This is a genomic window from Verrucosispora sp. WMMA2121, from assembly GCF_027460185.1.
Lineage (GTDB): Bacteria > Actinomycetota > Actinomycetes > Mycobacteriales > Micromonosporaceae > Micromonospora > Micromonospora palythoicola.
Window position 1 is genome coordinate 4079236 of record NZ_JAPZBH010000006.1, and the last position, 24568, is coordinate 4103803.

Sequence of the window (24568 nt, forward strand, 5' to 3'; positions counted from 1 at the left end):
TTGGAAATTTTCCGTTTCGCGCTAACGGAAAATGTCCAAGATCTCGCATTCGCGTTTCAGCTGTCGGGACAGGAGAAGCCGCTCGGCCGGTCTATCCACGTCGCACTCGTATACGGGCCCTGTGTTCGGTGTCAGCCGGCCGAGGAACGGGTTACCGGCAGGTCGAAGTAGGCGTCCGGCCAGGGTTCGTCGCGGTAGCGGAAGTGCCACCACTCCCGGTCGTAGCCGACGAAGCCAGCGTCGGTCATCAGCTGCCGCAACTGCCGCCGGTTTTCCCGGGCGGCGGGAGCGATGCCCTGGGCGTCGATGTGCGACAGCGGGTCGAAGCAGTCGAAGCCGGTACCCATGTCGACGCTGTTGTCAGCGTGACGTCGAGCGGCGCAGGCCGCCATTGGCTGTGCCGGGCGAGATGGAGCTTGCTCGACTGCCGATAGGTCGACAAGCGTGACGTCGACGGTGCTGCCGCGGCTGTGCGAGCTGGGAGCACCGAGGTAGCCGCGGTCGACGAGTTCCGCCTTGGGCACCCGAGGGTAGAACGCGGCCTTCGTGAGGTCCTGGTCCGGCTGTCCGGCCCAGTGCAGGAAGTCGTCGGTGGCCCGCTGCGGGCGGTAGCAGTCGTACACCTTGAGGCTGCGGCTGGCGGCGATCGCCGTGTCCTGCACCCGGCGCAGCGCCTCGGCGGCGCGGGCGGTGAGCAGGCACAGCGGTTCCCGGTAGCCGTCGACGCGGCGGCCGACGAAGTTGTCTGCGGTGGCGTACCGGATGTCGGTGAGAATGCGATCGTCGACATCGGACAGCACGACGAAACCCGGCGACACCGATGGCGACGGTGGTGATGGTTTCGGCTCTGGTTCGTCGCCCCGTCCGCAGCCACCGGTCACCAGCGCCAGCGTCGCCGTCAGACCGAGGGCGAGGGTGCGCGGCGAGGTCACCTCACCGCCGGCCGGTGCGCGGCGCGGCGGTGCGGTGCCGCCCGCGACGGCGGCCAACCAGACCGCCCGCGAGCAGCGTCATCCCGATGGCGAGGCCGATCAGGGAGGCCGACCGCAGGCGACCGGCCAGGGTCGCCGCCTGCGAGGTCTCCGCGCCGGACGCGCCGCCGGGCAACGCCTGCGGGGGTACGGCGGCCGGTGGCGCCGAGCCGGTGGCCGCGCCCGGGCTCACCAGCACCCCCACCGAGGCCGCCGAAGGCAGCTCGAATCCCCAGTCGAGCAGGGCCGCGCCCTGTTGCCAGCCCCGCTTGTCGATCACGTCCGCGCCCAGCAACGTCACCACGAGCCGCCGTCCGTTCCGCTCGGCGATGCCGACGTAGGTGTGCCGGGCCAGATCGGTGTAGCCGGTCTTGCCGCCGAGGGCGCCGGGATAGTGGTAGAGCAGCTGGTTGTCGTTGTCGATGGTGAAGCCCTTGGCGCGTTGCCTCGGCTGGGCCGGGACGGTCGCCTCCCGGGTGGCCACGTAGCGCCGGAAACGTGCGTCGTCGAAGCAGGCCCGGGTGATCAGAGCCAGGTCGTACGCACTGGTGAACTGCCCGGGACCGTCCAGCCCGGAGGGGGTCGCCGCGTGCGTCTGGTACGCGCCGAGCCGTTTCGCCTGCTCGTTCATCGCCCGTACCCCGCCGGCCATGCCGTCCGCCCCGCCACCGAGGCGGGCCAGCGCGTTCGCCACCTCGTTCCCCGAGCGCAGCAGCAACCCGAGCCAGAGCGTCTCCACCCGGTACCGGCCGCCCGCCACCAGCCCCACCGCGGAACTTCCCGGTTCGATGTCGAGGTCACCGGCGGTGATGGTGACGACGTCGGCCGGATCGAGTCTCGGCAGCATGGTCGCGGCCAACAGCAGCTTCTGCACGCTGGCCGGGGTGGCGTACTCGTGCGGACCGCAGCCACCCAGCACGTCGCCGGTGTCCAGATCCGCCACCAGCCACGAGGTGGCGGCCACCTTCGGCGGCTTCGGCACGCCCGCCGGCACGACCAGACCGGAGGTGGCCAGCCGGGGACCGCCGACGGCCCGCTGCACCGGGTCCGGTGACGGCGCCGCCGCAGGTGTGGGGCCGGGAGCGGGCGGCGCTGGACGCGGACACCGCACCGGCGCCGCCGCCTGGGCGTCGGCGACCGGTACCAGTGGCGTCGTCAGCAGCGCGGCAGCCACCGCCACCGTAAGTGCGGAAACTCTCACAATCAGCGACACTATCGGGTGAATTCCGACCAGTCTCGCAAATCGACCACCACTGCGGCCCGGATCTTGGACCCGGGCAGCCCTCATGAGGGCGGTTTCGCACCAAGATCTGTTCGGCGCGGGCGTCGGGCGGCGAGGATTGCCAGGGCGATCGCGAGCGCTCCGACGGCGAGCGCCACGAACGTGCCCGCGCCCGGCCCGCCGGTGGCCGAGGCGGTGCCCGCCGCCTGGGCGGAGGCGGTGCCGACCCGCGGCTGGTCGAGCGGCGGTGCCACCTCGACCGGCCCGGTCACCGTAGGTGACGGTGCGGCATCCAGCTCTCCCGGCTCGACCAGCCGGCCGACGCTGGTCCGCCGGGGCAGCGCGAAGCCCCAGTCGAGCAGCGCGGCACCCTGCTCCCAGCCGCGTTGCGGCCGGGGCTCGGCGCCGAGCAGCGTGACGACCAGTCGGCGACCGTCCCGCTCGGCCGCGCCGACATAGGTGTGCCGCGCGTAATCGGTGAAGCCGGTCTTGCCGCCGAGAGCACCGGCATAGCGGTACACCAGTTGGTTCTCGTTCTGGATCTCGAAGCCCCTGCCCCGCACCGCCTTCTGCGCCGGGATGCGGGCGCGCTCCGTGAGCGCGTACCGCCGGAAGGTCGGATCGGCGAAGCAGACCCGGGCGATCAGGGCCAGGTCGTACGCGCTGGTGAACTGGCCGGGGGCGTCCAGCCCGGACGGGGTGACCGCGTGGGTCTGGTACGCGCCGAGCAGTCTGGCCTGCTCGTTCATGGCCCGCACCCCGCCGGTCACGCCCTCGGCGCCGCCGCCGAGGCGGGCCAACGCGTTCGCCGCCTCGTTGCCGGACTGCAGCAGCAGCCCCAGCCAGAGTGTCTCCACCCGGTAGCGACCGCCCGGCAGCAGCCCGACCGCCGAGCTGCCCGGTGCGATGTCCAGGTCTTCCCTGGTGACCGTGACGACCTGCGCCGGATCGAGCTTCGGCAGCATGGTCGCGGCGAGCAGCAGCTTCTGCACACTGGCCGGGGTGGCGTACTCGTGTGGACCGCAGCCACCCAGCACCTCGCCGGTGTCCAGATCCGCCACCAGCCACGAGGTCGCCGTCACCCTCGGCGGGGTCGGCATTCCCGGCGGCACCACCAGACCGGGAGTGTCCAACGCGGCTCCGCCGACCACCCGGTGCGCCGCGACGGATGGCGGTGGTGTCGGCCTCGGCGACCGGGCCACCTTCGGTGCCACCGCCTTCGGACAGGGCACGGTCGTCGGGGCCGACGTCGCGGGCGCCGACGGGGGTAGCGGTGGCGCGGCGGCGGCCGGCCGAGCGACCGAGGTGGACGATCCGGAACCGTCAGTGGTCACCGCAGCACCGGGAGTCACCGCCGTGGCCAGGGCGGCGACGGCGGCGCAACCGGTGGCCAGGTCCCGGACTCTCATGAACACGCAGACTAACGGCAGGATCGTCGGTGTCGCCCACCCCCGCCCGGCCGGCTCGGGTCGGACGTTGGCCGCGATCGTCGCCGCAGATCGTTGAACCGATCGCGCCCACCCCCCGTATCCACGACCGAACACATGAAACGCCCGGACCTGCGGCGGGAGCGCTCCCGCGCGGCTCGGTCCGATGTCACCCGCGAGGGTCCTCGGCATGCGGGGCGGGGCCGGCCGCCGCCGCCGAGCGTCTTTCCGGGCACCCCTTTGCGCACCAGCCGACGGGCCGACCCGTCGGGCGGTCAATCATGAGGAGAGAAGCATGGTCAGGCGTACGCAGCAGCACCGTAAGCACGCTGCCTTGAAGCTCGGTGGCGTCGGTGTGCTGGCGGTGGTGCTCCTGGGCGGTGGTCTGACGCTGGCCTCCGCCGACGACGCGGCCGAGCCGCAGACGGCGAACTGCCCGACGGTACGGGACAAGCTGTCCAACGTGCCCGCCGCCGCCGTCGCCGGAGTGGAGCAGGAACTGGCCAACCTCGACAAGCAGATCGCCGAGGCGAACGTCCGCCTCGCCCAGCAGGCCGCCAACCCCCAGGGCGGCCCCGCCTTCATCCAGAACGCCATCCTCGGGCCGCTGGCCAGCAAGCGGACCGCCGCCCTCGATCGCATCGGCATCAACATCTCCCGTGTCGGTGGTCAACGCCCCGACCTCGCCAGCCTCGCCACCTGCGGCCTGAACGCCGCAGGGGTGCCCAGCGCCGTCAACGCCAACGCGGGCAACGGCAACGCCGGAAACGCCGGAAACGGCAACGCCGGAAGTGGCAACGCGGGCAACGCCAACGCGGGCAACGGCAACGCCGGAAATGGCAACGCGGGCAACGGGAATGCGGGGGCCGGCGTGGCACAGCGGGTGAACTGCCCGACGGTGGCCGACCGGCTGCCGGCGGTGCCGGCTCAGGCCGCCGCGGAGGTACGGCGGGAACTCGCCAACCTGGAGAGCCAGATCGCCGACGCCAACGCCCGCCTCGCCCGGCAGGCGGCCAACCCTCAGGGCGGCCCGAACTTCGTGCGCAACGCCATCATCGGCCCGCTGGAGGACCGGCGCGTCGCGGCGATCAACCGCATCGCCACCGCGATCGGTCGGGTCGACGGCAACCGGCCCGCCGATCTGGTCAACCTGGCCAGGCCCTGCTCGGCGCGCTGACGACCTGATCGAATCGGGAGGAGCCAGCGTGGTGACACGAGTGGTCCGCCCTCGAACACCACATTGACCGAGCCTCCGCGGAAAGATCGCCTTCAGGCGGTGATGTCACTCAGACCGGAACATGTCGTCGTGACATCACCGCCTTCGGTCCAGGTGCCTGGCCGAGCGGTGTCAGCCGGCCAGCTGGCACAGATAGTCGTGCAGGATCGCCGAGGCGGCCAGCCGCCGCCGGCTGCGACGGTGCAGTTCCTGCTCGCGGCGGGCCAGCTCGGCCCGAACCCGCTGCGAGCTCCCGGTGGTCCGCATCTCGTCGAGCACCGCCGTGATGATCTCGAACGGGTACGCGCCCCGGCGCAGCAACGCCACCACCTGGGCGGCACGCTGCTCGGCCTCGTCGTACACCCGGTAGCCGGTGCCCGCCTCGCGGACCGGGCGCAGCAGGCCGCGCGCCTCCCACAGACGCAGTTGTGAGGTGCGGACCCCGACCAGATCGGCGACGACCCCGACGCGTACCGCCCGGCGGGGTACGGCGGTGGGCCGGCGTGGACTACCGACCACCGTCTCGAACGCGCCGAGCACCATCCGGATCTCGGCCCGTTCGCGGTCCAACTCGGCGTGTCCGGCGTCCAGCGACGCCAGCGCCGTCGGCAGGTCACCCCGGTGGACCGCCGTCATGATCTCCCGGGTACGCGTCCAGCCGTGCCCGTCGGCCACCGACCGGGCCACCGCCAGGGCCCGCGCGTGCGCGTCGGTGAAGATCCGGTAGCCGCTCGGGGTGCGCTCGACCGGAGGCAGCACGCCGAGGTCGACGTAGTTGCGGACCTGCTGTACGGAGACACCCGCCGTCGCGGCGAGATCCACCGCACGCAACCGTCCACTGCCCCGACGATCCACCACCGCCTCAGTCTAGCCTCCCATGTCGTTTGAGACTTCTCGTCATCTATCGGGCTGACCAGTGCCCAGTTTGCCGAGAAAGTCTCCACAAGCACTTGAATGAGACAATTGAACCCGGCCAGGCCATCGGAAGCCAGTTCCCGGGCGGGAGTCCGTCCACGATCTCGCGAAGGGTTCGCATGCAGCAGTCAGCAGGGTCCGCCGCCGACAGTCACGACGTCATCGAGGTACGCGGGGCGCGGGAGAACAACCTCGACGCCGTCTCGGTCGACATCCCCAAGCGCCGGCTCACCGTCTTCACCGGCGTGTCCGGTTCCGGCAAGTCCTCACTGGTCTTCGGCACCATCGCCGCCGAGTCCCAGCGGCTGATCAACGAGACCTACAGCGCCTTCCTCCAGTCGTTCATGCCCAACCTCTCCCGGCCCGACGTGGACTCGCTACGCAATCTCACCCCGGCCATCGTGGTCGACCAGGAGCGGATGGGCGCCAACTCGCGCTCCACCGTCGGCACCGCCACCGACGCGTACGCGATGCTGCGCATCGTGTTCAGCCGGCTGGGTGACCCGCACGTCGGCGGGGCCGGCGCCTTCAGCTTCAACCTGGCCGAGGGGATGTGCCCCACCTGTGAGGGCCTGGGCCGGGTCTCCGATCTCGACGTCAACGAACTGGTCGACGTGGAGAAGTCGCTCAACGACGGTGCGATCACCGTGCCGAACTTCGCCGTCGACACGTGGTACTGGCAGACCATCGTCGGCTCCGGCCTGTTCGACCCGGACGTCAAGCTCCAGGACTTCACGCCGCAGCAGTGGCAGGACCTCCTGCACAAGCCCGCCACGAAGATCAAGGTGGGCGGCACGAACCTGACCTACGAGGGTCTGTTCGTCAAGGTGCGCCGGCTCTACCTCGCCAAGGACCGGGAGTCCATGCAGCCGCACATCCGGGCCTTCGTCGACCGGGCGGTCACCTTCACCACCTGCGCCGACTGCGGAGGAACCCGGCTGAACGCGGCGGCGCTGTCCTCCCGCATCGCCGGCCGCAACATCGCCGAGTGCGCCGCGATGCAGATCAGCGACCTGGCCGGGTTCATCCGCCGCATCGACGACCCGTCGGTCGCCCCGTTGACCGGCAACCTTCGGGAGTTGCTGGACTCGCTGGTCGAGATCGGTCTGGGATATCTCAGCCTCGACCGGGAGTCGGCCACCCTCTCCGGTGGTGAGGCGCAGCGGGTCAAGATGGTCCGGCACCTCGGTTCCAGCCTCTCCGACATCACGTACGTGTTCGACGAACCCACTGTCGGCCTGCACCCGCACGACATCGCCCGGATGAACGACCTGCTGCTACGGCTGCGGGACAAGGGCAACACGGTGCTCGTGGTCGAGCACAAGCCGGAGACCATCGCGGTTGCCGACCATGTGGTCGATCTCGGTCCCGGTGCCGGTGCCGCCGGTGGCCGGATCTGCTACACCGGGGACGTGCCCGGCCTGCGCCGCTCCGACACGCTCACCGGTCGGCACCTGGACCACCGGGTACGGCTCCGGGAACCGGTCCGTACGCCTCGCGGGCACCTCGCGATCCGGCACGCCGATCTGCACAACCTGCGCGACGTCAGCGTGGACATCCCGCTCGGTGTGTTGACCGTGGTCACCGGCGTGGCCGGCTCCGGCAAGAGCTCCCTGGTGCACGGCTCACTGCACGGCCGCGACGGTGTGGTCGTCGTGGACCAGGCCCCGATCCGTGGCTCCCGGCGCAGCAACCCGGCCACCTACACCGGCCTGCTCGACCCGGTACGCACCGCCTTCGCCAAGGCCAACGGGGTCAAGGCCGCCCTGTTCAGCGCCAACTCCGAGGGCGCCTGCCCCACCTGCAAGGGCATCGGGCTGGTCTACACCGACCTGGCGATGATGGCCGGCGTCGCCTCCGTCTGCGAGCAGTGCGAGGGTCGCCGCTTCACCGACGAGGTGCTCACCTACCGGCTGCGCGGGCGCACCATCAGCGAGGTGCTCGGCATGTCGGTGGCCGAGGCCCGGGACTTCTTCCCCGGCGGACCGGCCCGGACCATCCTGGACCGGATGGCCGGCGTCGGGCTGAGTTACCTCACCCTCGGCCAGCCACTGACCACCCTCTCCGGCGGCGAGCGACAACGGCTCAAGCTGGCCATCCACATGGCCGACAAGGCCGGCACCTACGTGCTGGACGAGCCGACCACCGGACTGCACCTGGCCGACGTCGACCAGCTGCTCGCGCTGCTCGACCGGCTCGTCGACGCCGGCAACACGGTGATCGTCATCGAGCACCACCAGGCGGTGATGGCACACGCGGACTGGCTGATCGACCTCGGACCGGGTGCCGGTCACGACGGCGGTCGGATCGTGTTCACCGGCACCCCCGCCGACCTGGTGGCGCGCGGCGACACGCTCACCGCCCGCCACCTGCGGGACTACGTGGCCGGCTGAACGCCGCCGGAGCCGGTGGCGCCCGCCGACCGGCTCCGGCCCCCCGTCGCCCGACCGGGGTGCTCCTGCCGCGTCGACGCCGCGGAGCTACGCATCCCGCCGGCCCCACCACCACACCGCCGGTCGGGCTCGTCAGACCGCGGACAGCCGGCGCAGCCAGCGCCGTTGCCAGGGTGTCTCCACCGCGTCCGGCCGGTAGGCGGCGCGTACCCAGTCGACCGCGTCCTCGGCGGGCAACCCGTCGAGGACGGCCAGCGCCGCCAAGGCGGTGCCGGTCCGTCCCGTGCCACCCCGGCAGGCCACCTCCACCCGCTGGCCGGCGTACCCGCGACGCAGCGCCTCACCGAGCGCGTCCAGCGCGTCCGCCCGATCCAGCGGAACCCCGAAGTCCGGCCACCGGACCCGCCGGTACGCCCAACCGGGCACCGGCCCGGCAGCGAGCAGCAGGCTGAAGTCGGCCGGTGTCGCCGGGTCACCGATCCGGCGGCCCCGCATCCGGACCCCGCCGGGCAGTTCCACCACACCGGCCCCGTCCGCCCAGTCCGATCCGCGCACCACACCTCCTCGCCGGCAAACCGCGACGTCCGGCGACGCTGCGGCGTGTCGTCCGCACCGGGGCTGGCCGGAATCAGCGCCGGGGTTCCCGGTCGGTCCGTTCGTGGCCGTCCGACCAGACGCTGCGGTAGATGGTGCCCCGCCCGTCGGGATCCGGCACCCCGGTGGGCGTCGAGTCGGTCAGGCCGGCGCCGCTGTCGTTCGGCAGCAGTCCGCCGGCTCGACGCGAGCGGCGCAACCGGGTGACGACGAACCAGACGACACCCAACGCCGTGGCGGCGATGACCACGTTCTGCAGGATGCCGGCGTACCCCTCGACCAGGTGCCAGTTGTCGCCCAGCAGGTAACCGGCCATCACGAAGGTGGTGTTCCAGATCAGGCTGCCCAGCGTGGTGTAGACCGCGAAGGTGAGCAGCGGCATGCGTTCCACCCCGGCCGGAATGGAGATCATGCTCCGGAAGATCGGGATCATCCGTCCGAAGAAGACGGCCTTGACGCCGTGCCGCAGGAACCACTCCTCGGTCCGGTCGATGTCGCTGAGCTTCACCAGCGGCAGCCGCGCCGCGATGGCCCGCGTCCGCTCCCGGCCCAGCGCGGCGCCGACCCAGTAGAGCGCGAGGGCGCCGAGCAGCGAACCGAGTGTCGTCCAGAAGATGGCCCCGATGACGTTCATCCGCCCCTGCGCCGCGACGAACCCGGCGAGCGGCAGGATCACCTCGCTGGGAATCGGCGGGAACAGGTTCTCCAGCGCCACGGCCAGCCCCGCACCCGGGCCACCGAGCCGCTCCACCAGGTCGGTGACGAAACCGACCAGGCCGTCCTCGGGTGGTGCGGACTGGCCGACGACCGAGGGCGAGGCGTACCGGACATGCGTCATGTCCTACACGCTACGAACCGCACCTGAGAGTCGGCGCACCGGCGTCGACTTTCCGGAACTAGGCTGCGCGCATGCCCCGCCCTCCGCTGACCGTCGCCGTCGCCCAGCCCCCGTGCGTGTCGTACGACGTGGCGACGAACGTGGCGGCGCACGCCGCGATCGTCCGTGCCGCCGCGACCAGGGTGGTCGTCTTTCCGGAGCTGTCGCTCACCGGCTACGAACTCGACGCCGCGCCGGTCGACCCGGCGGATCCGCGGCTCGCGCCGCTGGTCGCCGCGTGTACGGCGGCAGGGACGGTAGCGCTGGTCGGCGCGCCGGTGGCCGGGGAGCACATCGCCACCCTCGCCGTGGACGGCACCGGGGTCCAGGTGGCGTACCGCAAGATGTGGCTCGGGGACGTCGAGGCCCGCCGCTTCCGCCCCGGACCGGCACCGGTCGTGCTGGACGTCGACGGCTGGCGGATCGGCCTGGCGATCTGCAAGGACACCGGGGTCGTGGCGCACGCGGAACAAACCTGCGCTGCCGGCGTCGACGTGTACGCCGCCTCGATCGTCGACGCCGCCGCCCAGGCGCACGTGCCGGATCAGCGGGCGCTGCGGATCAGCACCACCCACCGGGTCGCGGTCGCGGTCGCCAGCTTCGCCGGCGCCACCGGCGGCGGCTACACCGAGACGGCCGGACGATCGGCGATCTGGTCGTCGGACGGCTCGGTCCTCGCCCGCGCCGGGACCGCGCCGGGTGAGTTCGTCCAGGCGACCCTGACCTGACCGTCCGCACCGACCGGCTGCTGGCCGGTGCCGGACCGTTCAGCCCTGCGGCAGGGTTTGCTCGAACCGGTCCAGCACGTCGTCGACCCGATCGGCCAAGTCGGCGGGAAGCCGACCGCGGTCCACCTCGTCGTCGAGCCGTTCGCGCAGATCCTCCAGTCGCTTCTGCTGGTCCTTCGACCGGCTCCCGACCAGTTCGGTCAGCTCCTTACGCAACCGGTCGGCGGCCTTCCGCTCGATCTCGCCGGTGAGCTGCGCCTCGGTGAGCAGCGCGATGAGTTCGACCGCCGCCCCCCGCAGGCTCGCCGGCTCCGGTGGATCGGCCGGCGAGGTCTCGGCGGGTCGTGGTGCGGCCGGCGCGGCGGAGGTCGGCCGATCGGCCGAGGGTGTGGTGGGGGTGGCCGTCGGCTGCCCGTCGCCCCGGTCGCCGAGGACGAGCGCCGCGCCCAGGCCCAGCAGCAGGACAAGTGCGAACGTGACGAGCGCACCGGTGGGCGGGCCGGTGGGTCCGCGCCGGCCCGGCGGCCGTCCGGGTGCCGGCCGGCCGCGGGCCCGCAGTGGTCCACGGGACGCGGATCGTGGCGCGATGCCGGACACGACGGCCGGGCGGTCCGCCGGCTCGATCAAGGTCGGCGGATGGTGGCGCACCGGCCGGGTGGTTTCCTGCGGCTGCTGCCCGCCGCCGCTGACGACCGGCCCGTCGACCGTGGCCGGTGCCGCCGGACCGGAGGCGGCGGCACGCAACCGGGTGGCCAGTCGTCCGGCCGTGGGACGTCGTTCCGGATCAGGGTCGAGGCAGGCCAGCACCAGCTGGGCGAGATCCGCCGGCAGGCCCGGCACCCGTGGGAGTGCCACGGCCGGCCGGTCGGCATGCACCCGGACCGCGTCCGACCAGCTACGCACGGGCAGCGGCACGTCACCGGTGAGGGCGCGGTACAGCAGCGCGCCGAGGGCGTACACGTCGCTGGCCGGATGGGGCGGGGCGTTGCCCAACCTCTCCGGCGCCAGGTACGCGGGCGTACCCATCAGGGCGCCGCCGGCCGGTCGCCCACCGGGCGTGGGCGCCCCGGCGAGTGCGGCGATGCCGAAGTCGAGCACCTTGGCACCGTCGTCGGTGAGCATGACGTTGCCCGGCTTGACGTCGCAGTGCACCACGCCGAGGCGGTGCGCGGCAGCCAGCGCGCTGGCCACCTCGGCGGCCATCCGCAGGGCCGGCCGCCAGGGCAGCGGGCCGTCGGCCAGCCGGTCGGCGAGATTCCGCCCGTCGACCAGCTCCATCACCAGGTACGGCACGACGCTGCCGTCGGTCAGAGCCGCCTCGCCGTAGTCGTACACCTGGGTCACGTGCGGGTGAGCCAGGCGTGCCGCCGCACGGGCCTCCCGCCGGAGGGTGGCCCGCAGGTCCGGGTCGACGGCGAACGTCCCGGCGAGGACCTTCACCGCGACCGACCGGCCCAGGACCTCGTCGTCGGCGCGCCACACCTCGGACATTCCGCCGAGGCCGACGCGGTCGTGCAGCACGTAGCGGTCGTGCAACCGCAGGCTGGGGGTGAACGGCGACATGGGCCTCCAGTCTGCCTGCTGCACCGCCCGGCGCACCACCCGTCCTACGTACGGCAGGCGGGCGGGGCGGGCACCGGACGAGGCTGGATCTTCTCGGCGAGCCGGCGCAGCGCCCCGGCGGCGAACCGGCGGGTGACCACCAGCCGCTCCGGCCGGGGTACGTCGGGTCGGACCGGCGCGTCCGGGCGGGCGGACAGGACATGGCGGGTCACCGCGTCGACGGCCATGACGAAGCCGGTGGACTGTTCCATGGTCAACTCCTCGGCAGCGGTCCGGAGCTGCTCCGGACGACGAGCGTGGTGGGCAGCAGGATCTGGCCCGCGGCGGTGTCCACGGGCGGGTCGAGCAGCAGCGTGGCGGCGCTTCGGCCCTTCGCCTCGCCGGGTTGGCTGATGGTGGTCAGGCCGGCCGGGGCGGCCTCGGCGATGTCGTCGAAGCCGGTCACCGAGACACCCCGTCCCCACTCGCCGTCGGCCCGCAGGACGTCGAGTGCGCCGAGGGCGAGCACGTCGGAGCAGGCCAGCACCGCGGTGGGCGGCTCGGGCAGGTGCGTCAGCGCGCTGACCGCGGCGGCGCCCGCGGCTCGGGTGTTGTCGGTCGCGGTGAGCACGGTCAGGTCAGGCCAGGCGACCCCGGCCGCCGCGAAGGCGTCGGCGAAGCCAGCCAGTCGGTCCCGGGTGGTGGGATGCGGCACGTCGGCCACGTCGTCGACCAGCAGCGGCCCGGCAGGCGCGTCGGGCAGCACGTCGTGGCCGAGCAGGGCGACCTTCCGGTGGCCGAGGGCGGTCAGGTGCGTCGCGGCGGACCGGGCGGCGGACCGTTCGTCGATGCCCACCCAGAGGTCACCCGCCCGGGGACGCGAGGAGGTGGTGACGAAGGGCAGGCCACGGCCACGGATCGCGTCGAGAATGCCCTCCTCGTCGCCGGCGCAGTAGACGCAGAACCCGTCGACGGCGGCGTTCTCCACCGCCGTGCGCGCGCCGACGGCGTCGTCGGGCAGGGGTATCAGCAGCAGGTTGCTGTCGTAGCGCTCGGCCGCCTCGGCCACCCCGGTGAGGAACCGGACGGCGAAGGGGTCGGTGAACGCGTACGACAGCCGGGAGGTGAACAGCACCCCGATCGCGCCCACGAAGCCCCGCCGCAGCGACCGGGCGGTGGGGTCGGGCCCCGGGTAGCCCATCTCCCGCGCGGTCCCCAAAATGCGCTGACGCAGCTGTGCTGAGAGTTGGTCAGGACGGCAGTAGGCGTTGGAGACGGTGCTGCGCGAGACACCGACGGCCTCAGCCACGGCCCGCAAGGTCGGCTTCATCTCCCCACCCCCCTGCCCTCTGGATCGATCCAGCAACTGGATCGATCCAGACGCTACCCCCCACCCCCACCCCCGTCAATCCCCCACCACCCCGACCCCCAGGTTGATCATGAAGTTGTTGCTGTGGAAAGCGCTTGCCGTGGCGATACCTTCATGATCAACGCTTGGGTCCGCGCGCAACGCAGCGCACCCCCGGGCGGGCGGTGCGCGCGGGGGGTGGGGTGCGGGGTGGGGGTGTTAGCGGGGGGTGAGGTCGGCGATCATTCGTTCCAGGATCTCCGGGGTGCGCTCCGGTGGCTCGGCCTCGACGCAGAGCCGCTCCATGGCCACCGCGTAGAAGTCGAGATCCTCGCGCTTGTCCAGGTAGATGGCACTGGTCAACTGTTCGATGTACACGATGTCGGGCAGGTCCTGGTCACCGAAGCGCAGGATGGTGAAGGCGCCACCGGCGGCGGCGTGCCCACCGGCGGCGAACGGGATCACCTGCAGCCGGACGTTCGGCGTACGCGTCGCCTCGAGCAGCGCCTCCAGTTGACCGCGCATCACCTGCGGGCCACCGATCGGCCGGCGCAGCGCCGCCTCGTCGACGACCGCCCACAGGCGCGGTGGGCGGGGCCGGGCCAACAGTTCCTGGCGGCGCATCCGCAGATCCACCCGACGGTCGATCTCCTCGGGACCGGCCGTGCCGTGACCGAGCAGCACCACGGCGCGGGCGTACTCCCGGGTCTGCAACAGGCCCGGGACGAACTGGACCTCGTAGCTGCGGATGAGCGCGGCCGCGGCCTCCAGCCCGAGGTACGACTGGAACCACGACGGCAGGACGTCGCCGTACCGGTGCCACCAGCCCGGGTTGTTCGCGTCGCGGGCCAGTTTGAGCAGCGCGGCGCGCTCCTGCTCGGCGGTGACGCCGTAGAGCGTGAGCAGGTCGGCGACGTCGCGTTCCTTGAACCCGACCCGACCCAGCTCCATCCGACTGATCTTCGATTCGGAGGATCGGATCTCCCAGCCGGCGCTCTCCCGGGAGACACCCCGCGACTCCCGCAGGCGTCGAAGTTGAGCACCCAGCAGCATCCGCAGCACGGTCGGGCCGGCCGCCGGACCCTCCTCGGCGGAAACCATGGTCACCTACCGTCCTCCGCATGCCGTCAGTGGTCGAACCGGTGGACCGACTCGACCGACGTGTAAGCATGCCATGAACCGTCAGTGAGGTGAACCGCCCATCCCGTGCGGGACGAATCCCGTCGATGGGATGTGGGGTCAGCCGATCAGATGATCGAAGTCACCGTCCCGGGCGCCGAGCACGAACGCGGCGATCTCGTCCACCGTGTAGATCAGCGCGGGTCCGTCCGGGTGCCGGGAGTTGCGCAGGGCTATTCCCGCACCGCCGGGCAGCTCCGCCAGCTCGACACAGTTTCCACTGGGATTGCTGCGCCGGCTCTTCTGCCAGGCGAGGGGAGGCAAGTGGTCAACGGGTACACCGTTTGGCGGCTGCTGCATGAGGGGCTTCTGTTCTCTCCGATTGGCGCCGGTGCCGTGGGAGGAGCGGTAGCGGCTTGAGGGGCGGCGTCGGCTCGTTATGCACGTGCATCTGCTATTGCATCTGCAATGGACACCGGGGATGATAACGCACGTGCGTGCCGCCTACCTGCGCACGCTCTGTCCCGCGAACCTGACGACCATCAGGGGAAACGAGGTGTCTGGCAGCGTCCGCCACCAGGTGTCGGGCGTGTGTCGCGGAGAAGGGAGATGGTGGTGCCGGATCCGCTGACCGTCGCGTCCGGCATCTGCGCCGCAGGAGCGCTGCTCTCCTCCTGGCAGTTGGGACGCCGGGCCGTGCGGGCCGAGGCGGAGATCGGACGTCTCCAGGCCGAACTCACCGCGGAACGGCACGCCGCCAGCCACGACCCGCTGACCGGCCTACCGAACCGACGGGCCTTCTACCGCCTCGCCGCGACGCTGCTCACCGACCGCTCCGGCTGCCATCTGATCGCCGTGGTCCTCGATCTCGACGACTTCAAGCAGATCAACGACCGGTACGGGCACGCCGCGGGAGATCAGGTACTGGTCAGCGTCGCCCAGCGACTGGCCACTTTCGCCGGTGACAACCTGGTGGCCCGCCTCGGCGGTGACGAGTTCGCCGGACTGCTGGCCAGCCCGACCCTCGACCGGCGGTGGATCGACCACGCCACCCGGCGGCTGTACGACATGCTCGCCGCGCCGATCCCGATGGGTGCCGTCACCCTCCGGGTGACCGCCTCGGTCGGTCTGGCACCCGTGCTGGACAGCCAGCTCACCGAGGCGCTCAACCGCGCCGACGCGGCGATGTACGAGGCCAAGGCGCTCGGCAGCGGCCGACCGGGCCGGGCGCTGCGCGACACCGCGTACCTCGCCGAGTGCTGACATCAACCCGCACCACGCGTCGCCGCCCCTCAGGTGGGTACTCCGCCGTAACCAGGCTGGTACGGCGGAGGGAAGATCATGGCAGACATTCGGGCGTTGATCCTCAACTGCACCCTGAAACGCTCCCCCACCCGGTCCAGCTCCGAGGTGCTGGGCCGAGAGGTGCTCGACGCCCTCGGCGAGCAGGGGGTCACCGGCGAGCTGATCCGGGTCGTGGACCACGACGTCCGCTTCGGTGTCTCCACCGACGAGGGCGATGGCGACGCCTGGCCGCAGATCCGGGCGAAACTGCTGGCCGCGCAGATCTTCGTGATCGCCACACCGATCTGGCTCGGGCAACCGTCGAGCGTCTGCAAGATGGTCCTGGAACGCCTCGACGCCGAGCTCAGCGAGACCGACGACCAGGGGCGGCTGCTGACCTACGGCAAGGTGGCCGCGGTGGCGGTCGTCGGCAACGAGGACGGTGCCCACCACACGATCGGGCAGGTGCAGCAGGCACTCAACGAGGTCGGCTTCACCTGCGCGGCGGCCGGCGCGACGTACTGGGTCGGCGAGGCACTGCACAAGACCGACTACATCGACGCGCGTCCGAAGCCGGACACCACCGGCCGGGCGACGAAGGCGTTGGCGCTCAACAGCGCCCACCTGGCGCGGCTGCTCGCCGAACAGCCGTACCCGCCGCCGGACGCCCGCGACGCCGCGGTCGAGCCGGCCCAGCGGTCCGGCTGAGGCCACCGGCCCGACCCGGTCCAGCAGGCCGGCCGGGGCTGCGGACCGGGCGAGCCGGACGGTCAGCGCCAGCCGTACCCGGCGCGCAGGGCCTGGCCCACCCGATCGAACCGGGCCCGGTCCAGCACCGCGCCCTCCCGCCGGATGCTGTCCTCCCGCATGGTCAGCACCCGGTCCAGGCGCACCCAGCTCGGCCGCCGGTCACGGTCCCAGTCGCCCGGCCCGAGGGCCAGCCAGTGCCGGTCGCCATGGCGGTCCTGCTGGCTGGAGAGCATCAGCCCGAACAGGGTCCGGCTGTGCCGGCCCACCACCAGCACCGGCCGGTCCTTGCCCTGCCGGGGGTCGTCCTCGTAGGGCACCCAGGTCCAGACGATCTCCCCCGGGTCGGCCTGTCCGTCTGGCTCCGGGGCGTACGACAACTCGCGGCGCTGCAACGCGCTGACCTGACGCCGTCGCGCGAGCTTCGCCGGGGTGGGCCCGGCCGCGCGCGGCCTCGGGATCACCGCACCGACACGGGACGCCACACTCCTGAACAGACCTGCCACGGCGGCAGCCTATCCGCTGTCACCGGTGCCCCGGCCGGCAGGGACCGTGCGCTTCCTGGCCCCAGAACGGGGCTGCCTCACCCGACGACCGGGTCGGTACCACCGTCGGCGGTGGCCAGTCGCGCCACCATCTCCTGGAACTCGCCGACGGTCACCGTCTCGCGCAGGGTGGCGAAGACGGCCGCCGCCCCGGCAGCCGCCGTGCTCTCGTCGACTCCGGCCCGCTCGCCGACCCGGCGCAGGAAGTCCGCGGGCCCGCCCGGCGCCAGCGCGTCGGTCAACTCGGTCGGTAGGTACCCGGTCGGGTCGGGCGGCTGCGCGCCGGTCATCCGCTCCACGACGGTATCCAGAACCGCCCGCGCGACGTCGGCCGCGGGTTCGGGCGCCAGCCCGGAGCGACGTGACACCGCGGCGACGAACAGCGGAAACCGCACGGCGCCCTCCTGTCGTCGGCGCCGTGCTGGATACCCCCGCCGGCACTGGGCAAACGCCCGTCCGGCGCGGCCGGGGGCCGCCCGGCCCGGGTCGGACCCGTACGGTGCCCGGGCGGGCCCGTCGGGGACCGACCACGAGCGAGGCCGGCGGGACGAGCGCCGCCCGGAGGTCTCTCGGCCGACGGCGCGGCTCGCCGGCACACGTCGCGCCCCCGTTCGCCACCACGTGTGCCGGCCCGAAAGACCACGCTGGCAACCCTCCGGGCCGGTCAGTCGGCCGCCGGGTTGCCAGGCGAATGTCATCGTACGCGGACAGTAAGGAGTCCTGTCAATGCTGGATTCCGGATCCAGTCGTTGTGTAAATATGGTGTTCCGCCGTTCGAGGAGCCTCCATGCCTGAGGAGCCGGACCACCTCGGCGAGACCTTCGCCGAGCGTCTCGACTGGCTGTTCCGCACCACCCCGGATCCGACCGGCAAGCCGTACAGCGTCCGCCGCGTCGCCGTCGAACTGACCCGGCGCGGCTGCCGGATATCGCACACCCACCTCAACAACCTGCGCCAGGGCCGGGCACCGGACCCACGACGGTCCGTGGTGGAGGCGATAGCCGCCTTCTTCGGTCGTCCGCCCTCGTTCTTCACCGGTCGGCCGGCCGACCGGGGGCCGCTCGACGACGACCTCGTCCTCCTGCTGGCCGACCCGTACGTCCGGCAGGTGGCCCGACGGCTGGTCGACGCCCGCCTGTCGCCGGAGGGCCACGCCGTCGTGGTGGCGGTGATCGAGCAGGTCCGCCGGCTGGAGGTCGCCGCCGGCAGTCGGCGCCGCGACACCGCGCGCCTGACCGGAAGCTGAGCGTCGCCGCCACTCACGCGTCGGAGCACGCCACCGGGCCCTCGGCCGCGCGGTCGCCGGTGCCGCGCCCGGTCCGCCGATCGGCGCCCTGCTCCTCGCGTCGCTCCGCTGGGTCGACCGGCGGACCCGCACGGGTGTCCGCCTCCGAGGCCGGCAGCCGCGCCTCCCGCCAGCGCGCGGCGCGTGCCCGGTCCATCGTGTAGCACAGCTCCCGGGGCGCCTCCGGCCGCCCGGGCACCCGATCGAACGGGAATCCTCGGCCGGCGTAGTCGTAGTGGGCCTTCAACAGCCGGGTCAGCCCCGCCATCGCACCAACGATCTTCTTGCGCGGCCGACCGGTCGTCTCGGCCAGCTCCCCCACCGTGAACAGCCGCTCCGGCTCGGAGGCGAGCGCGTCGAGCACCGCGGCGACCGTCCGGTGGGTGGCGCTGCGCCCCTGGCTGAGCCGGCGCAGGTCCGCCACCGTCCAGTCCGACTCGGGCGGACGGGACACCGGGTCGACCCGCCGTCGGGGCACCGGCGCCACCCGCTGGCGCGCGTCGAGGTCGGCCAGCAACCGGGCCACGTGCGGGACGTACGCCAGCGGGACCGCCACCAGGACCATCCCCTCGGTAGGCGTCCCCGGCACACCCGCCGACGGCAGGTAGGGCGGCAGCGCCGGCACGTTCACGACGTGGACGGCGTTGCCGTGGCCTGGGCGGGCACGAACCGGTAGCCCAGGCCGCGTACGGTCACGATCATCGGTGCCCGGTCCCCGTCCAGCGCCAACCGTCGACGCAGTCGCTTGATGTGCACTGTCAGGGTGTTCGAGGTGTCGTCGGAGATGCCTCCCCAGACGGCGGCGAGCAGTTGCTCGCGGGTGACCGTCCGTTCCGCGTGGCTCATGAAGAAGTACAACAGGCGGAACTCCTTCAACGGCAGGGCCACCGTCCGGCCGTCCAGGCTCACCTCGAACGTCGCCGGGTCCACCCGCAGCCCACCCAGCTCGATCGGCGGATCGAGGGCGCCGGAGGTCTCCGGACGGATGGCCCGCAGGATGGGTAGCACCTCCTCGGCCCGGTAGGGACGCCGGACACAGGCCGTGGCACCGGCCTTGAGCGCGGCGGCGGCCACCCCACCGTCCTCGTCGCCCACCCCGACCACCGTGGGGATGCCAGCCCGGCCGGCGAGCAGGCGCACCAGCTCGGTGCAGCTCATCGTGGACAGACCGGCGGCGACCACGGCCGCGTCCGGTTGCAGCGCCCCGGCGGCCAGCAGCGCCTCGGCGGCGTGCGCGAAGTGGTGGCCGCGTACCCGGTGGTCGGCCAGCTGGGCGACCAACGCGGCACCGACGCTCTCCTCGTCGTCCACCACGAGCAGCACGAAACGCCCGTCGGATCGATGGTCACCCCTGGTGGCCTCGACGAGATTGTTCATCGCACACCGGCTCCGGTTCAGTTCAGGCCCACCGCGACACCCTCGGGCGCGCCGGGCGATCCCCCGCACTACAGGTCGACGACGGTCGGCCGGACACGGCTGGGCGTCACGACGAGCCAGCCGGGCCCGGTGGGTCACCCTTGACCAACGGCGACCCACCGTCGACCGTCGCGTTCGGCCTCAGCCGAAGCGACCGGTGATGTAGTCCTCCGTACGCTTGTCGGCGGGGTTGGTGAACAGCTTGCCGGTCTGGCTGAACTCGACAAGCCGCCCGTGCCGCTCCTGCGCCTCGTCCACCTCGGCGGTGAAGAACGCGGTGTAGTGGCTGACCCGGGCCGCCTGCTGCATGTTGTGGGTGACGATGACGATGGTGTAGTCGTTCGTCAGCTCGAAGATCAGGTCCTCGATCTTCGCCGTGGCGATCGGGTCGAGGGCCGAGCAGGGCTCGTCCATCAGGATCACCTCGGGCTTGACGGCGATCGTCCGGGCGATGCAGAGCCGCTGCTGCTGGCCGCCGGAGAGCGCCAGGGCGCTCTTGCGCAGCTTGTCCTTGACCTCGTCCCAGAGCGCGGCCTTGGTCAGCGCCTCCTCGACGTGGTCGTCGAGCCGGCCCTTGATGCCGTTGATCCGCAGCCCGTACGCGACGTTGTCGTAGATGGACTTGGGGAACGGGTTGGGCTTCTGGAACACCATGCCGATGCGGCGGCGCACCTGGATCGGGTCGATGTCCTTGGCGTACAGGTCCTGGCCGTGGAACAGGACGTCGCCGCTGACCCGGGCACCCGGGATCGGGTCGTTCATCCGGTTGAGCGCCCGCAGCACGGTGGACTTGCCGCAGCCGGACGGCCCGATCATCGCGGTGACCTGGTTCTGCTGGATCGGCATCGTGGTGCCGCGCACCGCCTCGTAGCTGCCGTAGTAGACGCTCACGTCGCGCAACTGCATCACCGACGAGTTGGCGGAGTCCGCACCGGAGACGGTGGTGCCGGGAGCGTGCACCGCCACGGACGGGCGGGTGGTGAGGTTGGTGTCGTTGCTGGCCATGTCAGCGCTCCTTGATGGCGAACCGGCTGGAGATGAATCGGGCGATGATCGTGAAGCCGAGCACGATCACGATGAGCGTCAGCGCCGCACCCCAGGCCCGGTTCTGGGCGGCCTCGAACGGCTGGCTGGCGTTGCGGAAGATCTGTGCCGGCAGTGCCGTGTTGGAACCGTCGAAGAGGTTCCAGTTCGGCGAGAAGACGATGCCGGTCACGATGATGATCGGGGCGGTCTCGCCGGCCGCGCGGGCGACGGCCAGCAGCGAACCGCTGGTGATCCCGGAGATCGCCGCCGGCAGCACCACGGTCAGCGTGGTCTTCCACTTGCGGGCACCGAGCGCCATGCTGGCCTGCCGAAGCTCGTCGGGGACCAGCCGGAGCATCTCCTCGCTGCTGCGGATGACCACCGGCAACATCAGGCAGGCCAGCGCCAACGCGCCGGCGAAACCGGTCTGCTCGCCGACCAGCAGCACCCAGGAGATGTAGATGAACAGCCCCATCACGATCGACGGCACGCCGGTCATCACGTCGGCCATCAACCGGATGATCCGGGCCAGCGGCCGCTGCTTGCCGTACTCGTTGAGGTAGATCGCGCCGAAGACGCCGAGCGGGATCGCCATCAGGGCGGCCATCCCGGTGATGAGCAGCGTGCCGACGATCGCCGGGCCCATGCCCCCGCCGTCGCGGCGGTAGGAGTTGGGGATGTCCTCGTTCAGGAACGACAGGCTCATCACCCCACCGCCCTTGGCGATGACGGTGTAGGTCACCAGCGCCAGCGGGATCACGGCGAGCAGCACGGCGACCCAGATGGCCGCCGTGGCGAGATGGTTGGTGAACCGGCGGCGGCCGGAGAGCGCGGCCCGGGTCAGGTCGGGCCCACCGGCGGCCGGGCGGGCGGCGGGTGGTGCGGTGAGAGTCACGCGACGCTTCCCTTCATCCGGGCCTCGGCCCGACGGACGACCACCTGGGCGAGCAGGTTGACCAGCACCGTCATCGCGAACAGCACCACGCCGAGACCGATCAGCGCGGCGGTGAACGTGCCGGTGGACTCGCCGAACTGCTGCACGATCACGGCGGCCATCGAGTTGCCGGGGGCGAACAGGTTGGCGGTGATGTTTGTGGCACCGCCGATGACCAGGGCGACCGCGATCGTCTCGCCCATCGCCCGGCCCAGGCCGAGCATCACCGCGCCGACCACCCCACCGAAGCTGTGCGGGAAGACCGCGCCCCGGATCATCTCCCAACGGGTGGCGCCCAGGGCGAGGGCGGCGTCCTTGTCGGCGCGCGGCACCGTGCTGAACACCTCGCGGGTGATCGACGTGATGATCGGCGTGACCATGATCGCCAGGATCAGGCCGGCGGTCATGAAGTTGCGGCCGCTGGCCACCGGCCCGAAGAGCCGACCGAGCAGCGGAATGCCGCCGAGGAGGTCGTGCATCCACTGGTAGATCGGGACCAGGGCGGGTGCGACGACCAGGATGCCCCAGAGGCCGAAGACCACCGACGGTACGGCGGCCAGCAGGTCGATCACGGTCACCGCCGGGCCGCGCAACCGGCGCGGCGCCAGCTCGGTCAGGAACAGCGCGATGCCGACCGAGACCGGCACCGCGAACAGCAGCGCGATGAGCGACGAGACCGCGGTGCCGTACGCGAACGACAGCGCGCCGAAGATGGCGTCGCCGGTGGCCGGGTTCGGGTCCCAGACCCGTTCGGTGATGAAGCGCAGGCCCATCGCGTCGAACGCGGGCCAGGCCTCCCGGACCGTGGTGATCAGGATCAGCCCGAGGATGGCCAGCACCAGCAGTCCGGTGCCGAGCGTCCACCAGGAGAAGACGCGGTCGCCGAGGGCGCTGCTGCCGCGCTGGGTCAACGTCGGCTTGGCGGCGGGGGGATTGTTCGTCAAGGTCATCTTCACTCCAGCTCAGGTACCCCGCTAGGGACGGGATCGACGTGATCCCGTCCCCAGCTGGAACGCCCTAGCGATCTTGATTGTGATCAGCCCTGGATCTTCTCGACCTGGGCCAGCGCCTTCTCCTTGAGCGAGGCCGGCAGCGGTGCGAAGTCGACCTCCTCGGCCAGTTCCTGGCCGTCGTTGAGCAGGTAGGTGAGGAAGCCCTTGACCAGCGCGGCCTTGTTCGCGTCGTCGTAGGAGGTCTTGACGATGATGAAGGTCGGCGCGGTGATCGGGTACGCGGCGGCACCGGCGGCGTTGAGCGGGTTGTAGCTCAGGTCCTCGGCGATCTCGGCACCCTCCAGGCCGGCGGTGGTGCCCTCCAGCGACGGCTCGACGAACTGGCCGTCCTTGTTCTTGATGGCGGCGTACTTCAGACCGGTGGCCTTCGCGTCGCTCAGGTCGACGTACCCGACGGCGCCGTTGGTCTGCTTGACGATCTGGGCGACACCGGTGTTCTTCTCGCCACCCTGGGTGCTGGCCGGCCAGGCCACCGTGTCACCGCTGCCCAGCTTCCAGGTGCCCGCGGCGGCGGCGTCGAGGTACTTGGTGAAGTTGCTGGTGGTGCCGGAGCCGTCCGAGCGGTGCGCCACCACGATCGGGGTGCTGGGCAGCTCGACACCCGGGTTGTCGGCCTTGACGGCCGCGTCGTCCCAGGTCTTGATGTCGGTCTGGAAGATCTTGGCGAGCGTCTCCGGGCTGAGCTGGAGCTTGTCGACGCCCTCGAGGTTGTAGGAAACCGTGATCGGCGCCGCCACCGTCGGCACGTACATGAACGAGCCGGCGGCCACGCCGTCGGTGTCCTTCACCAGGCTGTCGGTGCCGGCGAAGTCGACCAGACCCTCACCGAACTGCTTCTTGCCGGTGCCAGAGCCGGTCGCGTTGTAGGTGACCGTCACGTCGGGGGCCTCGGCCTTGAAGGCTTCGACGACCTCTTGGTAGTAAGCGTCCGGGAAGCTGGCGCCGGAAGCCTTCAACTCGCCGGACAGGTCGGCGTAGGCGCTGTCGCCGCCGCTGCCGCCCGGCTCCGAGCTGTTGTCGTTGCTACCACAGCCGGTAAGCGCGAGCGCGGCAAGCGCGACGCCGACAAGGACGCGCCGCGAAAGCACGTTGCGGTTCACCAGGTAAGCCTCTCTATCGGGGTGCATCAGCCCGTCCGGGCCGTACGCGGATCAAGTTAGGAGGCGCAGGTAGCCGGACTCCCGGACCCAGGTGAACGAAAAATGAACTTGCCGGCTCGGTGGTGGCCAACTGGGAGCCGGGATGTGACGTTGCGGGCGCGCCGTACCGGATGTCCGGAATTCGCGGGCCTCGGCTACTGACCTCTGCCGGCCTCGTCAGAGGCGGATGGTGCCGGTCACCAGGTACACGACCTGCCGGGCGACGTTCACCGCGTGGTCGGCGTAGCGCTCGTAGTAGCGGCCGAGCAGGGCTAGGTCGATCGCGGACTCCACCCCGTACGGCCAGCCGGAGACCAGCAGCGACAGCAGGCGTTCCTGGGCGGCGTCGACCTCGTCGTCGTCCAGCCCGAGCTGCATCGCGTCGAGCCGGTCCCGGGTGGCCAGCACGACCGCGCTCTTGTCCGCAACCCGTGCCGCCGCCTCGGCCAGCGCCGTCATCACCGGCATCGCCGGCTCCGGCACCACCCCGACCGGATGCCGGCGCAGCGCGACCTTCGCGACGTGCACCGCCAGGTCACCCATCCGCTCCAGGGCACCGGCGATCCGCAGCGCGCACACCACCAGGCGCAGATCCGAGGCCACCGGCTGGTGCCGCACCAGCACCTCGGGAATCATCGCCTCCACCTCGGCCCGCCGGGCGTCCAGCACCGCGTCCTCGGCGAGCACGGTCTCGGCGGCGCCCCGATCCACCTCCAGCAGGGCGGTGCTGGCCCGCCGGATCGCCGCGCTGGCGTCCCGGCTCATCACCGCCAGCACCCCGGTCAGCCGGTCGAGCTGCTCGTCGTAGCTGTCCCGGCTCATCGCGT

Annotated in this window: 26 protein-coding genes; 6 read left to right on the top strand and 20 right to left on the bottom strand. The window is 71.7% G+C overall.

Annotated features, from left to right (window positions below; translation table 11 throughout):
* Positions 1 to 131 precede the first annotated feature (131 nt).
* From O7605_RS27295 to O7605_RS27305, 3 genes are all read right to left on the bottom strand, one after another.
* Complete coding sequence (locus O7605_RS27295) at positions 132 to 989, bottom strand: M15 family metallopeptidase (protein ID WP_269741825.1); 858 nt, start codon at positions 987 to 989, stop codon at positions 132 to 134.
* Positions 934 to 2172, bottom strand: a complete 1239-nt coding sequence (locus O7605_RS27300; RefSeq protein ID WP_269741826.1) for a D-alanyl-D-alanine carboxypeptidase family protein — start codon at positions 2170 to 2172, stop codon at positions 934 to 936. Before O7605_RS27300 ends, O7605_RS27295 begins: the two co-directional genes overlap by 56 nt.
* 83 nt (positions 2173 to 2255) lie before the next feature.
* Positions 2256 to 3602: a D-alanyl-D-alanine carboxypeptidase family protein gene (locus tag O7605_RS27305; protein ID WP_269741827.1), complete on the bottom strand. Its 1347-nt coding sequence runs from the start codon at positions 3600 to 3602 to the stop codon at positions 2256 to 2258.
* Between the two features lie 313 nt (positions 3603 to 3915).
* Here O7605_RS27305 and O7605_RS27310 point away from each other — a divergent pair, with 313 nt between their 5' ends.
* Complete coding sequence (locus tag O7605_RS27310) at positions 3916 to 4797, top strand: hypothetical protein (protein ID WP_269741828.1); 882 nt, start codon at positions 3916 to 3918, stop codon at positions 4795 to 4797.
* Positions 4798 to 4968: 171 nt separating this feature from the next.
* On the opposite strand, the gene O7605_RS27315 is transcribed toward O7605_RS27310, so the two are convergent.
* Positions 4969 to 5694 (bottom strand): MerR family DNA-binding transcriptional regulator, encoded by a 726-nt coding sequence (locus O7605_RS27315; RefSeq protein WP_269741829.1) that lies wholly within the window; start codon positions 5692 to 5694, stop codon positions 4969 to 4971.
* 176 nt (positions 5695 to 5870) lie between these two features.
* Here O7605_RS27315 and O7605_RS27320 point away from each other — a divergent pair, with 176 nt between their 5' ends.
* Positions 5871 to 8144 carry an excinuclease ABC subunit UvrA gene (locus O7605_RS27320; RefSeq protein ID WP_269741830.1) on the top strand — a complete coding sequence of 758 codons (2274 nt, stop codon included), beginning with the start codon at positions 5871 to 5873 and terminating at the stop codon, positions 8142 to 8144.
* A gap of 132 nt (positions 8145 to 8276) precedes the next feature.
* Here O7605_RS27320 and O7605_RS27325 read toward each other — a convergent pair whose 3' ends face one another.
* Together O7605_RS27325 and O7605_RS27330 are read right to left on the bottom strand one after the other, a co-directional pair.
* Positions 8277 to 8639, bottom strand: a complete 363-nt coding sequence (locus O7605_RS27325; protein ID WP_443084009.1) for a protein-tyrosine phosphatase family protein — start codon at positions 8637 to 8639, stop codon at positions 8277 to 8279.
* A 133-nt stretch (positions 8640 to 8772) separates the two neighbouring features.
* A complete protein-coding gene (locus O7605_RS27330; protein WP_269741832.1) occupies positions 8773 to 9576 on the bottom strand; it encodes a DedA family protein in 804 nt (267 codons plus the stop codon).
* A 71-nt stretch (positions 9577 to 9647) separates the two neighbouring features.
* Here O7605_RS27330 and O7605_RS27335 point away from each other — a divergent pair, with 71 nt between their 5' ends.
* The gene (locus tag O7605_RS27335) at positions 9648 to 10343 is read left to right on the top strand and encodes a carbon-nitrogen hydrolase family protein (protein WP_269741833.1); all 696 of its coding nucleotides are present in this window, start codon (positions 9648 to 9650) and stop codon (positions 10341 to 10343) included.
* Positions 10344 to 10382: 39 nt separating this feature from the next.
* Here the strand turns inward: O7605_RS27335 and O7605_RS27340 are convergent, their stop codons facing one another.
* The 5 genes from O7605_RS27340 to O7605_RS27360 form a co-directional block, all read right to left on the bottom strand.
* Complete coding sequence (locus O7605_RS27340) at positions 10383 to 11906, bottom strand: serine/threonine-protein kinase (protein ID WP_269741834.1); 1524 nt, start codon at positions 11904 to 11906, stop codon at positions 10383 to 10385.
* Between the two features lie 44 nt (positions 11907 to 11950).
* On the bottom strand, positions 11951 to 12157 hold the full coding sequence (locus O7605_RS27345; RefSeq protein WP_269741835.1) for a hypothetical protein: 207 nt from the start codon (positions 12155 to 12157) through the stop codon (positions 11951 to 11953).
* Positions 12158 to 12159: 2 nt separating this feature from the next.
* Complete coding sequence (locus tag O7605_RS27350; RefSeq protein ID WP_269741836.1) at positions 12160 to 13215, bottom strand: LacI family DNA-binding transcriptional regulator; 1056 nt, start codon at positions 13213 to 13215, stop codon at positions 12160 to 12162.
* Positions 13216 to 13452: 237 nt separating this feature from the next.
* Complete coding sequence (locus O7605_RS27355; RefSeq protein ID WP_443084010.1) at positions 13453 to 14334, bottom strand: helix-turn-helix domain-containing protein; 882 nt, start codon at positions 14332 to 14334, stop codon at positions 13453 to 13455.
* A gap of 138 nt (positions 14335 to 14472) precedes the next feature.
* Positions 14473 to 14712: a DUF397 domain-containing protein gene (locus O7605_RS27360; protein ID WP_164449783.1), complete on the bottom strand. Its 240-nt coding sequence runs from the start codon at positions 14710 to 14712 to the stop codon at positions 14473 to 14475.
* A 255-nt stretch (positions 14713 to 14967) separates the two neighbouring features.
* Here O7605_RS27360 and O7605_RS27365 point away from each other — a divergent pair, with 255 nt between their 5' ends.
* A complete protein-coding gene (locus tag O7605_RS27365) occupies positions 14968 to 15615 on the top strand; it encodes a GGDEF domain-containing protein (RefSeq protein ID WP_269741838.1) in 648 nt (215 codons plus the stop codon).
* 78 nt (positions 15616 to 15693) lie between these two features.
* Positions 15694 to 16344, top strand: a complete 651-nt coding sequence (locus O7605_RS27370) for a flavodoxin family protein (protein WP_269741839.1) — start codon at positions 15694 to 15696, stop codon at positions 16342 to 16344.
* A 62-nt stretch (positions 16345 to 16406) separates the two neighbouring features.
* Here O7605_RS27370 and O7605_RS27375 read toward each other — a convergent pair whose 3' ends face one another.
* Both O7605_RS27375 and O7605_RS27380 read right to left on the bottom strand, forming a co-directional pair.
* Positions 16407 to 16889 carry a type II toxin-antitoxin system PemK/MazF family toxin gene (locus O7605_RS27375; protein WP_269741840.1) on the bottom strand — a complete coding sequence of 161 codons (483 nt, stop codon included), beginning with the start codon at positions 16887 to 16889 and terminating at the stop codon, positions 16407 to 16409.
* A gap of 77 nt (positions 16890 to 16966) precedes the next feature.
* Positions 16967 to 17323 (bottom strand): DUF2267 domain-containing protein, encoded by a 357-nt coding sequence (locus O7605_RS27380; RefSeq protein WP_269741841.1) that lies wholly within the window; start codon positions 17321 to 17323, stop codon positions 16967 to 16969.
* A gap of 392 nt (positions 17324 to 17715) precedes the next feature.
* Here O7605_RS27380 and O7605_RS27385 point away from each other — a divergent pair, with 392 nt between their 5' ends.
* Positions 17716 to 18174 carry a hypothetical protein gene (locus O7605_RS27385; RefSeq protein WP_269741842.1) on the top strand — a complete coding sequence of 153 codons (459 nt, stop codon included), beginning with the start codon at positions 17716 to 17718 and terminating at the stop codon, positions 18172 to 18174.
* A 13-nt stretch (positions 18175 to 18187) separates the two neighbouring features.
* On the opposite strand, the gene O7605_RS27390 is transcribed toward O7605_RS27385, so the two are convergent.
* From O7605_RS27390 to phoU, 7 genes are all read right to left on the bottom strand, one after another.
* Positions 18188 to 18844: a hypothetical protein gene (locus O7605_RS27390; RefSeq protein WP_269741843.1), complete on the bottom strand. Its 657-nt coding sequence runs from the start codon at positions 18842 to 18844 to the stop codon at positions 18188 to 18190.
* Positions 18841 to 19590: a winged helix-turn-helix transcriptional regulator gene (locus tag O7605_RS27395; RefSeq protein WP_269741844.1), complete on the bottom strand. Its 750-nt coding sequence runs from the start codon at positions 19588 to 19590 to the stop codon at positions 18841 to 18843. Before O7605_RS27395 ends, O7605_RS27390 begins: the two co-directional genes overlap by 4 nt.
* A 180-nt stretch (positions 19591 to 19770) precedes the next feature.
* A complete protein-coding gene (pstB, locus tag O7605_RS27400; RefSeq protein WP_210825820.1) occupies positions 19771 to 20634 on the bottom strand; it encodes a phosphate ABC transporter ATP-binding protein PstB in 864 nt (287 codons plus the stop codon).
* 1 nt (position 20635) lies between these two features.
* A complete protein-coding gene (gene pstA / locus O7605_RS27405; RefSeq protein ID WP_269741845.1) occupies positions 20636 to 21550 on the bottom strand; it encodes a phosphate ABC transporter permease PstA in 915 nt (304 codons plus the stop codon).
* Positions 21547 to 22539, bottom strand: a complete 993-nt coding sequence (gene pstC / locus O7605_RS27410) for a phosphate ABC transporter permease subunit PstC (protein WP_269741846.1) — start codon at positions 22537 to 22539, stop codon at positions 21547 to 21549. The genes pstA and pstC overlap by 4 nt, the downstream gene beginning before the upstream one ends.
* An 86-nt stretch (positions 22540 to 22625) precedes the next feature.
* Positions 22626 to 23702, bottom strand: coding sequence for a phosphate ABC transporter substrate-binding protein PstS (pstS, locus tag O7605_RS27415; protein WP_269741847.1), 1077 nt, complete (start codon positions 23700 to 23702; stop codon positions 22626 to 22628).
* A 216-nt stretch (positions 23703 to 23918) separates the two neighbouring features.
* On the bottom strand, positions 23919 to 24563 hold the full coding sequence (phoU, locus tag O7605_RS27420) for a phosphate signaling complex protein PhoU (RefSeq protein WP_269741848.1): 645 nt from the start codon (positions 24561 to 24563) through the stop codon (positions 23919 to 23921).
* Positions 24564 to 24568: the final 5 nt, after the last annotated feature.